The organism is Mycobacterium gordonae, assembly GCF_002101675.1.
Classification (GTDB): Bacteria; Actinomycetota; Actinomycetes; order Mycobacteriales; family Mycobacteriaceae; genus Mycobacterium; species Mycobacterium gordonae.
This window is the reverse complement of record NZ_LQOY01000207.1, coordinates 78554-90211: the sequence shown is the minus strand read 5'-3', so window position 1 is coordinate 90211 and position 11658 is coordinate 78554. Positions and strand designations below refer to the sequence as shown.

Here is an 11658-nt window from a genome sequence, read left to right as displayed (position 1 = left end):
TGTCGAAGCTTGGCTCAGATCTTGGCCAAGTCGTATTCACCGATGTGGTCGATGAGCACCCGCAGCTGATCTCGAGCCGAGCCCAGCGTGTGATCGATCGCGGTCAGCCGGGCCGTGTAGTGGCCCACCGGGTATTCGGCGGTCATGCCGATGCCGCCGTGCAGCTGGATCGCCTCTTGTCCGATGTGCCGGCCCGAGCGGGCGATCTGCAGCTTGGCACGCGCGGCGATCACCGGGTCGTAATTGCCGTCGGCGATCGACATCGCCGCATACAGGTTCATGCTGCGCGCGAGCTCCAGTGACACATACATGTCCGCCGCCCGCTGCGTGAGCGTCTGAAACTTGTTCAGGGTGACGCCGAACTGCTTGCGGGTCTTGAGGTAATCGGTGGTCAGGCGCAGCGCTTCCTCCATCGCCCCGAGCGCCTCGGCACACAGCGCCGACTGGATCCGGATGATCGCGCGAGCGATGGCATCCGAGGCGTCGGCCGCATCGTCACCCCCCAGCGGTTCGGCGGCCGCTTCGTCGAAGTCGATCTGGGCGCCGCGCTGACCGTCGAAGGTCGAGTACGGGGTGCGGCTGACCGTCTCGGCGTCGACCAGGAACAACCCCGTCCCGCCCTCCGGCAACGCCGCGCTGACCACCAGCGTGTCGGCGCTGTCCCCGGCCAGCACCGGATTCTTGCGTCCGTTGACGATCCACGAATCACCTTGCCGCACAGCGCGAGTAGCGGGCTGTGTCGAACCGCCGCGCTGACCCGGTTCCAGGTGGGCGAAGGCCAGCAGTCGCTGGCCCCCGGCAACCTCGTCCAACAACTCTTTCTGCGCGTCGTTGCCCAGTTCGGCGATCAGCGACCCGGGTGCCAGCGCGCCGTGCACGATCGGTTCGGGTGCCAGCCGGCGTCCGACCTCGATGAGGACGGCCATGATTTCCAGCTGCCCGGCCTCCTCCGGGTCGAAACCGAGACCCAGGATTCCAACTTCGGCGAGCTGGTTCCACACCTCGCGGCTCCAGCCCAGCTCGGACTCGAGCACCTTGTTGCGGCTTTCGGCGTCGTAGGTACGTGACAGCAGTTCCCGGGTGGTGTCGCGGAGTAGGCCCTGCTCTTCGCTCAACTGAAAGTCCATGACTGCCTCACAATCCGAGAATGGTCGAGGAGATGATGTTGCGCTGAACTTCGTTGCTACCGCCGTAGATCGAGGTCTTACGGTAGTTGAGGTACGTCGGGGCACTGGCTTGCGCCCAGTCCGGAGAGGCGATGCCGTCACCGCCCACCGGCAGCGCGTCCGGACCGGCCACCTCGACCATCAGTTCGGTGGCGATCTGCTGCAGCTGGCTACCGCGCAGCTTGAGCACCGACGAGGCCGGATTGGGTTTGCCGCCGGACGAACTCGACACCACCCGGGCCTGGGTGAGTTCCAGTGCCAGCACCTCGTTTTCGGCCTCGGCCAGCCGCGCAGCGAACAGCGGGTCCTCGAGTAGGCCGTTCTCCGCGGCGCGCCGCTTCACCTCGGCCAGCCGCACTTTGGTGCGGCCCACCTGGGCGATCCCGGTTCGTTCGTTGCCCAGCAGGAACTTCGCGTAGGTCCACCCCTGATTCTCTTCTCCGACAAGCTGATTCGCCGGTACCCGGGCGTCGGAGAAGAACACCTCGTTGACCTCGACGCCGCCGTCGATCAGCTTGATCGGCCGCAGGGTGATGCCCGGGGTGTCCATCGACATGAGCAAGAACGAGATACCGGCCTGCCGTTTGGGTGCCTGCGGGTCGGTGCGGACCAGGCAGAAGATCCAGTCCGCGTACTGGCCGAGCGTCGTCCAGGTCTTCTGTCCGTTGACGACGTAGCTGTCACCGTCGCGGACCGCGGTGGTGCGCAGCGAGGCCAGGTCGGATCCGGCCTCGGGTTCGGAGAAACCCTGGCACCACCAGATGTCCAGGCTGGCCGTCGGGGGGAGAAACCGTTCCTTGACCTCCTGCGAGCCGAACTCGGCGATCACCGGGCCCACCATCTTGGTGTTGAAGTTCAACGGTTCCGGGACGCTGGCCAGCTGCATCTCGTCGGTCCAGATCTGGAACTGGGTGGGTGTCCAGTCTTTGCCGCCCCACTCGGCGGGCCAGTTCGGCACCGCGAGCCCGCGCTCGTGCAGCAGCTTGTGGTTGGCGACGATCTCATCGCGGGTCAGATGGCCGCCCTCGCGAACTCGGTCCCGGATATCGGCCGGAATCTGGGTGGTGAAGAACGTTCGCAGTTCGTCGCGGAACGCGGCTTCTTCGGGGGTGAGTGCCAGCTTCATCGGCAGCCTCCTGTGTCCGGGGTGGCCGCCGGCGCAGGGGTTACGGCGGTCCTGCACTGCACGTTAGGCGCAGCACGAGCGCATTCGTCAACCGGGTCGGGCAGCTAGACCTCAGCGCCGCCGGCGTCGCCACCACAGCAGCGCGAGGAGCGCGACGCCGGCGGCCGAGGCGGTCAGTATCAGCGTCGGTTTTGCGGCGCGCGCGCTTTCTTTCGCCCGCTCGGCCACGTTGGCCTTGGCCGAAAGGGCCTCGACGGTGTCGCCCAGTTCGGAGCGGGTTCGCTCGATGTCGCGCTGGATGTCTGCTACGTCAGCCTCCGGCCCGGGCTCGGGTGGCTGGGCTGCGGGCGGTGTGGGTTCAGCTCCGGCCATGGCGGGCGTCCTTCACTTCCTTGATGTCCTGCTTGACACTTTCGACCGTCCGCGGGGCGGCGGGAGTCACCTCTTTGGTCTGCTTTCTGCTGATCAACGCCGCTACTCCCGCGGCGGCGAGTAGCGCGGCCCCCACGATCAGCGCCGCCGCCCATGTCGGCAAGGCCACCGCCAATCCGGCGATCGCGGCGGCAATCAGGCTCGCCAAACCGAAGAAGGCGAGCAGCCCGGCCGCGCCGAACAGGCCGGCACCGGCCCCGGCGTGCTTGGCCGATTGCACGAGTTCCTTTTGCGCCAGCCGCATTTCGTCGCGGACGAGTCGCGAGGTCTGCGACGAGAGCTGAGATATCAGCTCGCCGATCGAGGCGTCGGCGTTGGGATTTGCGTTTACGCTCATCGGTTTACCTCCCTGCTATTTGTTGCTGACCGGTGTGGACATCACCCGGTTGGCCGTGGCTTTCACCGAATCGGGAAGCAGCCTGTTGCCGATGCCCATGGCCTTGGTCAGCAACGACTCCGCGACCACCTTGCGATCGCCGTCCATCAACGCGTCGAAGCCTTCTCGGGCCACTTCGGCCGGGTCGTCCTTGCGGCTCATGCGGCCCATCCGAGTGCCCGCCATGCCCGCGCGCCGGAAGAAGTTGGTGTCGGTGGGGCCGGGCATCAACGCCGTGACCGTGACTCCGGTCTTGCTCAGCTCGTCGTGCAGCGCTTCGGACAACGACTGGATGAACGACTTGGACGCGTTGTACACCGCCTGGTAGGAGCCGGGCATGGTCGAGGCGATCGACGAGGTGAACAGCAGCTTGCCGCTGCGGCGCTGCACCATGCCGGGCAGAATCAGTTTGGCCAGATGGACGGTGGACCGCACGTTGAGGTCGACGAGTGCCAACGCGTCGTCCACGCTGCTGTCCAGAAAGGATCCCCCGAGGCCCACCCCGGCGTTGAGCGCCGCGGCGTCCAGCGGTTGACCCTCCGCACTGACCTGCCGATAAAGCTCGTCCACTCCTTTGCCGGTGCGCAGGTCCACCTGCACGGGGCGGACGTGGACGCCCAAAGCCCCGAGTTGTTGTGCGGCGACGTGGATGTCGGCGTTCTCGGCCGCGACGATCAGGTCATAGCCGTGCTCGCCGAACCGTCTGGCCAGCTCCAGACCGATTCCACTCGACGCGCCGGTGATCAATGCCAAACTCATGGCGTCGTGGCTACCCGCGCGATGGGCCGCCAAACCTGCTCGGCGAGCAGCTTTTCCACAGCCCGGGATTGATCCACAATCAGCCCGGGCGGCCCACCTGCGCGGGCCGGTCGTGGCAGTGGCCCTGCGTACGGTCACCGCATGCGAACTGAACTACCCGCTGAGCGCTTGCAGCGACGGCTGGCCGGCGATCCGGAGGCCGAGTCCGCCGAGTCCGATCCCGACGAAGACGACCCGAACTCGTTGCTGCCGCGGTGGCTTCCCGCCACCGGCGCGCAGCAGAACTGGATCACCCGCCTGCGCGCCGACCCGGGCCGCGGCGGCGCCATCGCATTGGCCGTCATCGCCGCCCTCGCGGTGCTGATCACCGTTTTCACCCTGGCTCGCGACCGGCCCTCGCCGGTGACTTCGGCCAAACTCCCACCGGTAGAACGGGTCTCGTCGACCGGCCCGAAGGCCTCGAGCACCCCGGGGCCGGACCGGCCGGTGGTGGTCAGCGTCGTCGGCCTGGTGCACAAGCCGGGACTAGTCACCCTGGCGCCCGGCGCACGGATCGCCGATGCGCTGCAGGCGGCGGGCGGACCGGTGGACGGGGCCGACACCGTCGGGCTCAACATGGCGCGCCCGCTCGGTGACGGTGAACAGATCGTGGTCGGGTTGGCGCCGACGGCGGGCAAACCGCCCGTCCTGGGCAGCTCGGTCGGTACCGGCGGCCCCGCGGCGCCCGCGGGGGGCCCGAGCACGTCGGGAAGACCGAAGCCTGGGCCCAGGGATGCGGTGGATCTCAACACCGCGACCGTCGAGCAACTGGACGGCCTGCCCGGGGTCGGTCCCGTGATGGCCGCGGCGATCGTGGCCTGGCGGCAGGCCCACGGCCGGTTCACCAGCGTGGATCAGCTCGCCGAGGTCGACGGGATCGGACCGGCGCGGCTGGACAAGCTGCGTTCGCTGGTCCGTGTCTGATCCACGTGCCCCAGCCGCAGCCGGAGCCGCCCGAACGTTTGGATGTGCGACTGGTTCCTGCCGCGCTGACCGGCTGGGTCGTGACGGCGGCGGGCACGGTATGGCCGGTCGGTGCCGCACTGGCCGCGTGCTGCGCGGTGGCGGCCGTCGTCGCGGCCGTGGTGTGGCGGCGGGCGCGGTCGCGGTCGACGCTCGCAGCGATCTGCGCCGGGCTGGCGGCGGCCGGGATAGTCGGCGCGGGCTACGGGATGGCGATCGCGCTGCGCACGCACGCGCTCGCTCACCACCGCATCACCGCGGCCTTCGGCACAGTGGCGCCGGTGACGGTCGTGCCCAGCGAGACCGCGCGGCCGCTCGGACGCGGCCGGCTGATGTTCCGGGCCAGTCTGCACCGGCTCGGTGATGACGAGATATCCGGCAGGGTAACGGTTTTCGCGAGTGCCGCGGATTTCAGCGAGGTGACGGCGGGCCGGCCGGTGCGGTTCACCGCGCGCCTCACCCGACCCACCCGCCGTGAGTTGACGGTCGCCGTGCTCACCGCGGTGGGCCAGCCGGAGTGGGGCCGCGCTCCGCCGGTATACCGGGCGGCAGATCGCGTCCGCGTCAGGTTCGCGGCCGTGGTCCGTCAGGTGCTCCCCCCGGAGCAGGCCGCCATGTTGCCCGCTCTGGTGCTCGGCGACACGTCGCTGGTGCCCACGGTCACCAGTGGGGAATTCCGTGCGGCGGGCATGAGCCATCTGACGGCCGTATCAGGGGCCAACGTCACGATCGTGTGTGCCACGATGCTGCTCTCGGCGCGGCTGGTGGGGCCGCGACCGGCTGTGCTGCTGGCGGCACTGGCCCTGGTCGCCTTCGTGTTCGTCGTGCAGCCGACGGCCAGCGTGTTGCGGGCTGCGGTGATGGGCGCCATCGCGCTGGTGGCGATGCTCTCGTCACGCCGGCGCCAAGCGATCCCGGCGCTCGCGGCGACCGTCCTGGTCCTGCTGGTGGCGGCTCCGCAGCTGGCGGTCGACCTCGGCTTCGCGCTGTCGGTGGTAGCGACCGCGGCGCTGGTGGTCGTCGCCCCCAGGTGGTCGCGCCGGCTCGTCGGGCGGGGGTGGCCGAAACCACTCGCTGACGCGGTCGCGGTCGCCGGGGCGGCCCAGGTGGTGACCGCGCCGCTGGTCGCCGCCATCTCCGGCCGGTTCAGCCTGGTGGCCGTGCTGGCCAATCTGGTGGTGGCCCCGGTGGTGGCCCCGATCACCGTGCTCGGCACCGCGGCGGCGGCGTTGGCGGTCTACTGGCCCGCCGGTGCCCAGTTGTTGATCCGGTTCACCGGCCCCGAAGTGTGGTGGGTGCTGCATGTTGCGCACTGGGCGGCCGGCGTCCCTGGGGCCAGCGTGCCCGTGCCGGCCGGAGTTGCCGGCCTGCTGGTGGTGGCGTGTGCCACCGTGCTGCTCCTCGTCCTGGGGCGGTCGCGGCGTTGCCGCGGGTGGCTGGCCTGGATCACTGTCGGATGCGCGGTGGCCTGGTCGGTGTCGGAGGCCGTCGCACCCTCGTGACACCATCGTGGCGTGAGCGGTGATTCGTCGTTGCACCTGGTTCTGGGCGAAGAGGAACTGCTGATCGAGCGGGCCGTCGCGCAGATACTGCGGTCCGCCCGAAAGCGGGCCGGGGCATCTGCGGTGTCGGGTATCGCCGACGTTCCGGTCAATCGGATGCGGGCAGGTGACGTCAGCACCTATGAGCTGACCGAGCTGCTCAGCCCGTCGCTGTTCGCCGAGGAGCGGATCATCGTGCTGGAGGCCGCCGGCGAGGCTGGCAAGGATGCGGCGGCACTGGTCGCGTCGGCCGCCGCGGACCTGCCCGCGGGCACGGTGCTGGTGGTGGTGCACTCCGGCGGTGGGCGGGCCAAGGCGCTGGCCGCCGACCTGCGGTCGCTGGGCGCCCAGGAGCACCCGTGCGCGCGGATCACCAAGGCCGCCGAGCGCAGCGACTTCGTCCGCGGCGAGTTCCGCACGCTGAAGGTCAGGGTGGACGACCAGACCGTGACGGCATTGCTGGATGCTGTGGGCTCCGACATCCGCGAGCTCGCGTCGGCCTGTTCGCAACTGGTCGCCGACACCGGTGGGGCCGTCGATGCCGCCGCCGTCCGGCGCTACCACAGCGGCAAGGCCGAGGTGAAAGGGTTCGACATCGCCGACAAGGCCGTGGCCGGCGATGTCGCCGGTGCCACCGAGGCGCTGCGGTGGGCGATGATGCGCGGCGAGCCGCTGGTCGTGCTGGCCGACGCGCTGGCCGAAGCGATCCACACCATCGGCGTGGTGATGCCGCTCTCCGGCGACCCGTACCGGCTGGCCGGGCAACTGAAAATGCCGCCGTGGCGGGTGCAGAAGGCGCAGAAGCAGTCCCGGCGCTGGTCGCGTGATCGGCTGGCCGTCGCGTCGCGGGTGGTGGCCACGCTCAACGCGAACGTCAAGGGCGCCGTGGTGGACGCCGACTATGCGCTGGAGTCCGCGGTGCGGCAAGTGGCGGAGCTGGCCTCGGCCTGACGGCCTGACGACGCTGCGGAGTTAGCGGGAGAAGGCTCAGCCGAGCTTGTTGAGCGAGCGCGCCAGCGCCGACTTCTTGTTGGCGGCCTGGTTCTTGTGGATGACGCCCTTGCTGGCCGCCTTGTCCAGCTTGCGGCTGGTCGACACCAGTAGTTCGGCCGCCTTTTCCTTCTCACCTGCGTGGGTGGCCTCGCGGAACGCGCGGATGGCCGTGCGGAGCGAAGACTTCACCGACTTGTTGCGCAGCCGCGCGCGCTCGTTAGTGCGGTTGCGCTTCTGCTGCGACTTGATGTTGGCCACGCGTCAGTTCCCTATCCCGTTTCGTTTTGGCTTTGCTCGGGGTACCTGCAACCCGATAGCGACTGCTCAGGTTATCAGTCGGTTACGTTTTCGCCCAAAAGCGGAACTCTCGGTCTGCCGGGATGGGGGAATTGAGGCAGCATGACACAGGTGAGTGTTCCGAACCAGATCGAGGCAACCCAGCGGCGGTCGCGCGTCCGTTCCGAGCGCATTTTCGAGGGTTACAACACCTCAGATGCCTACGCGATGGCCTTTGACGAGATGTTCGACGCCCAGGGCAACGTCCGCGGCCCCTACAAGGGCATCTACGCCGAACTCGCGCCCACTGACGCCTCCGAACTCAAGGCCAGGGCCGACGCGCTGGGCCGCGCGTTCATCGATCAGGGCATCACGTTCTCGCTGTCCGGTCAGGAACGGCCGTTCCCGCTGGACCTGGTGCCGCGGGTGATCTCGGCCGCCGAGTGGACCCGGCTCGAGCGCGGCATCACGCAGCGCGTGAAGGCCCTCGAGATGTACCTCGACGACATCTACGGCGACCAGGACATCCTGCGCGACGGGGTGATCCCACGCCGGTTGATCACCTCCTGCGAGCACTTCCACCGCGAGGCGGTGGGAATCGTCCCACCCAACGGGGTGCGCATCCATGTGGCCGGCATCGACCTGATCCGCGACGACAAGGGCGACTTCCGCGTCCTCGAGGACAACCTGCGCTCGCCCTCGGGTGTGTCCTATGTGATGGAAAACCGGCGGACCATGGCTCGTGTCTTCCCCAATCTGTTCGCCACCCATCGGGTGCGTACGGTCGACGACTACTCCTCACACCTGCTGCGGGCGCTGCGCAACTCCGCGGCCACCAACGAGGCCGACCCCACCGTGGTGGTGCTGACTCCCGGGGTCTACAACTCGGCCTACTTCGAGCACTCGCTGCTGGCCCGCCAGATGGGCGTCGAACTGGTCGAGGGCCGCGACCTGTTCTGCCGTGACAACCAGGTCTATATGCGCACCACCGAGGGGGAGCGTCAGGTCGACGTCATCTACCGGCGCATCGACGACGCATTCCTGGACCCGCTGCAGTTCCGGGCCGACTCGGTGCTCGGGGTGGCCGGGCTGGTCAACGCCGCCCGCGCCGGCAACGTCGTGATCTCCAGCTCGATCGGCAACGGCGTCGGCGATGACAAGCTCGTCTACACCTACGTGCCCACCATCATCGAGTACTACCTCGGTGAGAAACCGCTGCTGGCCAATGTCGACACCTACCGGTGCTGGCTGGACGACGAACGCGAAGAAGTGCTGGACCGGATCAGCGAACTGGTGATCAAGCCGGTGGAGGGCTCCGGCGGTTACGGCATCGTGTTCGGCCCGGAAGCCTCCGAAAAGGAGCTCGCCGCGATCAGCAAGAAGATCCGTGACGACCCCCGCGCCTGGATCGCCCAGCCGATGATGGAGCTCTCGACCGTGCCCACCCGGATCGAAGGGAACCTGGCGCCGCGCTATGTCGACCTGCGGCCGTTCGCCGTCAACGACGGCAACGAGGTGTGGGTGCTGCCCGGCGGCTTGACCCGCACCGCCCTGGTCGAGGGGTCTCGGGTGGTCAATTCCAGCCAGGGCGGCGGGTCGAAGGACACCTGGGTGCTTGCGCCGCGGACTTCGGTGGCCGCTCGCGAGCTGGGCCGCGCCCAGGTGGTGCGCTCGCTGCCCCGCTCGGTGCCCGAACAGCATCCGGACGGCAAACGGCCGGCGCAGACCCAGCCGCAGCAGCAGCCGCTCCAGTCGCTGGACGGGTCACCGAAGAAGGAACAGCAACAGCAGCAGCAACAGCAGAAGGCGATCGACTGATGCTTGCCCGTAACGCCGAGGCGCTGTATTGGATCGGTCGCTACGTCGAACGCGCCGACGACACCGCCCGCATTCTGGATGTCGCGGTGCATCATCTACTCGAGGACTCCAGCGTCGACCCCGACCAGGCCTCCCGGCTGCTGCTGAAGGTGCTCGGCATTGCACCGCCCGAGCACCGCCTCGACGTCTGGTCGCTGACGGATCTGGTGGCGTTCAGCCCCAACACCGAAGGCGGATGCTCGATCGTGGATGCGATCTCGGCCGCGCGGGAGAACGCGCGATCGGCGCGCGAGGTCACCTCCAGCGAGACCTGGGAGTGCATCAACACCACCTACCACGCCTTGCCCGAACGCGAGCGGGCCGCCAAACGCCTTGGGCCGCACGAGTTCCTGTCGTTCATCGAGGGCCGCGCGGCGATGTTCGCCGGGCTGGCCGACTCCACGCTGTCGCGGGACGACGGTTACCGCTTCATGGTGCTGGGCCGCGCGATCGAGCGGGTGGATATGACGGTGCGGCTGTTGCTGTCCCGGGTGGGGGACAGCGCGTCGTCGCCGGCGTGGGTGACGCTGCTGCGTTCGGCCGGTGCGCACGACACCTATCTGCGCACCTACCGGGGCGCGCTGGATGCCAGCCGGGTGGTCGAGTTCATGTTGCTGGACCGGCTTTTCCCGCGCTCGGTTTTCTACTCGCTGAGGCTGGCCGAACATAATCTGGAGGAGTTGCTGCACAACCCGCACAGCCGGATCGGAGCCACCACCGAGGCCCAGCGACTGCTCGGCCAGGCGCGCAGCGAGCTGGAGTTCGTGCAACCCGGGGTACTGCTCGAAACGCTGGAGAGCCGTCTGGCGGGGCTGCAGCGAACCTGTCGGGATGTCGGAGATGCGTTGGCGCTGCAGTACTTTCACGCTGCGCCCTGGGTGGCCTGGACGGATGCCCGACAGCGCGACGAATTGGCCGACGCGCTGGAAACTCAAGGAGAATCCTGATGTGGCGGATGCGGGTGGTGCACACCACCGGGTATGCGTACCGATCCCCGGTGACGGCGTCCTACAACGAGGCGCGCCTCACGCCGCGATCCAACACCCGGCAGAACGTCGTGCTCAACCGGGTGGAGACGATCCCGGCCACCCGGTCCTACCGCTACATCGACTACTGGGGGACGGCGGTCACCGCATTCGATCTGCATGCGCCGCACACCGAGTTGACCGTGACGTCCTCGTCGGTGGTGGAGACCGAGCGTCCGGAGCCGCCGGCGGCCAAGACGAGCTGGGAGGAGCTGCAATCGGCAGCCGTCATCGACCGCTTCGACGAGGTGCTGCGTCCGACCGACTACACGCCGAACAGCAAACGTGTTGCCGCCGTGGGCAAGCGGATCACCAAGAATCATGACCCGAGTGAGGCCGTCGTCGCCGCGGCCGGGTGGGCACGCAACGAGCTGGATTATCTGCCCGGCACCACCGGCGTGCACTCGTCGGGCCTGGACGCGTTGGAGAAAGGCAAGGGTGTCTGCCAGGATTTCGCACATCTGACGCTGATCTTGTTGCGCAGCATGGGGATCCCCGGCCGCTACGTGTCCGGGTATCTGCATCCGAAGCCCGACGCCGCGATCGGCAAGACGGTGGCGGGTCGCAGCCACGCCTGGATCCAGGCGTGGGTCGGCGGGTGGTTGTACTACGACCCCACCAATGACACCGAAATCACCGAGCAGTACATCAGCGTGGGCGTCGGACGCGACTATGCCGACGTGTCGCCGCTGAAGGGGATCTACTCCGGGCTGGGCGCGACGGACCTCGATGTCGAGGTTGAGATCACCCGGTTGGCTTAGTCTGCGGTCAGGCCGACGGGCCCAGGAGGTCGCGGACGCCTCCCAGCGACGAGGCGGCGGCCGACTCGGCATTGGCGTAGGCTGCACCCCCGGCGGTCAATGCCTGGACGAACTGGTCGTGAAACGCCGACATCTGGGCGCTGATGTTCCGGTAACCCTGGGCGTGCGCGTCCCAGAACGTCGCGACGGCCGCCGAGACCTGGTCGGCCGCGGATGCTGGAACGCCCGTCGTCTGCTGCGCCGCGGCGGTGTTGGAGTCGCCGATAGCCGATCCGATGCGGGAGAGGTCGCTCGCCGCAGCGGCCATCGCCTGCGGCCCTGCGACAAACCACGACATCAGACAA

At 68.4% G+C, this 11658-nt stretch carries 13 protein-coding genes; 6 read left to right on the top strand and 7 right to left on the bottom strand.

Going from position 1 to position 11658, the window contains the following annotated elements:
- Nucleotides 1–14: 14 nt before the first annotated feature.
- The 5 genes from AWC08_RS26295 to AWC08_RS26275 form a co-directional block, all read right to left on the bottom strand.
- A complete protein-coding gene (locus AWC08_RS26295; RefSeq protein ID WP_069435094.1) occupies nucleotides 15–1127 on the bottom strand; it encodes an acyl-CoA dehydrogenase family protein in 1113 nt (370 codons plus the stop codon).
- Between the two features lie 7 nt (nucleotides 1128–1134).
- Nucleotides 1135–2292, bottom strand: coding sequence for an acyl-CoA dehydrogenase family protein (locus tag AWC08_RS26290; protein ID WP_069435093.1), 1158 nt, complete (start codon nucleotides 2290–2292; stop codon nucleotides 1135–1137).
- Nucleotides 2293–2403: 111 nt separating this feature from the next.
- Nucleotides 2404–2664, bottom strand: coding sequence for a DUF3618 domain-containing protein (locus tag AWC08_RS26285; RefSeq protein WP_069435092.1), 261 nt, complete (start codon nucleotides 2662–2664; stop codon nucleotides 2404–2406).
- Nucleotides 2651–3061 carry a phage holin family protein gene (locus AWC08_RS26280; protein ID WP_069435091.1) on the bottom strand — a complete coding sequence of 137 codons (411 nt, stop codon included), beginning with the start codon at nucleotides 3059–3061 and terminating at the stop codon, nucleotides 2651–2653. Before AWC08_RS26280 ends, AWC08_RS26285 begins: the two co-directional genes overlap by 14 nt.
- A 15-nt stretch (nucleotides 3062–3076) precedes the next feature.
- Nucleotides 3077–3859, bottom strand: coding sequence for an SDR family NAD(P)-dependent oxidoreductase (locus AWC08_RS26275; RefSeq protein ID WP_065133092.1), 783 nt, complete (start codon nucleotides 3857–3859; stop codon nucleotides 3077–3079).
- Between the two features lie 141 nt (nucleotides 3860–4000).
- On the opposite strand from AWC08_RS26275, the gene AWC08_RS26270 reads away from it, so the two are divergent.
- The 3 genes from AWC08_RS26270 to holA are packed head-to-tail and all read left to right on the top strand — an operon-like array spanning nucleotide 4001 to nucleotide 7353.
- Entirely contained in the window at nucleotides 4001–4822 is an 822-nt protein-coding gene (locus tag AWC08_RS26270) for a ComEA family DNA-binding protein (RefSeq protein WP_065133093.1), read from the top strand.
- A 44-nt stretch (nucleotides 4823–4866) separates the two neighbouring features.
- Entirely contained in the window at nucleotides 4867–6363 is a 1497-nt protein-coding gene (locus AWC08_RS26265; RefSeq protein WP_069435095.1) for a ComEC/Rec2 family competence protein, read from the top strand.
- A 30-nt stretch (nucleotides 6364–6393) separates the two neighbouring features.
- Complete coding sequence (gene holA, locus AWC08_RS26260; protein WP_142283826.1) at nucleotides 6394–7353, top strand: DNA polymerase III subunit delta; 960 nt, start codon at nucleotides 6394–6396, stop codon at nucleotides 7351–7353.
- A 36-nt stretch (nucleotides 7354–7389) separates the two neighbouring features.
- Here holA and rpsT read toward each other — a convergent pair whose 3' ends face one another.
- A complete protein-coding gene (rpsT, locus tag AWC08_RS26255) occupies nucleotides 7390–7653 on the bottom strand; it encodes a 30S ribosomal protein S20 (RefSeq protein ID WP_065120287.1) in 264 nt (87 codons plus the stop codon).
- Between the two features lie 141 nt (nucleotides 7654–7794).
- On the opposite strand from rpsT, the gene AWC08_RS26250 reads away from it, so the two are divergent.
- The 3 genes from AWC08_RS26250 to AWC08_RS26240 are packed head-to-tail and all read left to right on the top strand — an operon-like array spanning nucleotide 7795 to nucleotide 11314.
- Nucleotides 7795–9489, top strand: a complete 1695-nt coding sequence (locus AWC08_RS26250; RefSeq protein ID WP_065133095.1) for a circularly permuted type 2 ATP-grasp protein — start codon at nucleotides 7795–7797, stop codon at nucleotides 9487–9489.
- Entirely contained in the window at nucleotides 9489–10475 is a 987-nt protein-coding gene (locus AWC08_RS26245; protein WP_069435089.1) for an alpha-E domain-containing protein, read from the top strand. Before AWC08_RS26250 ends, AWC08_RS26245 begins: the two co-directional genes overlap by 1 nt.
- Nucleotides 10475–11314 (top strand): transglutaminase family protein, encoded by an 840-nt coding sequence (locus AWC08_RS26240; protein ID WP_069435088.1) that lies wholly within the window; start codon nucleotides 10475–10477, stop codon nucleotides 11312–11314. Before AWC08_RS26245 ends, AWC08_RS26240 begins: the two co-directional genes overlap by 1 nt.
- A 7-nt stretch (nucleotides 11315–11321) precedes the next feature.
- On the opposite strand, the gene AWC08_RS26235 is transcribed toward AWC08_RS26240, so the two are convergent.
- Nucleotides 11322–11651, bottom strand: a complete 330-nt coding sequence (locus AWC08_RS26235) for a PE family protein (protein ID WP_069435087.1) — start codon at nucleotides 11649–11651, stop codon at nucleotides 11322–11324.
- Nucleotides 11652–11658: the final 7 nt, after the last annotated feature.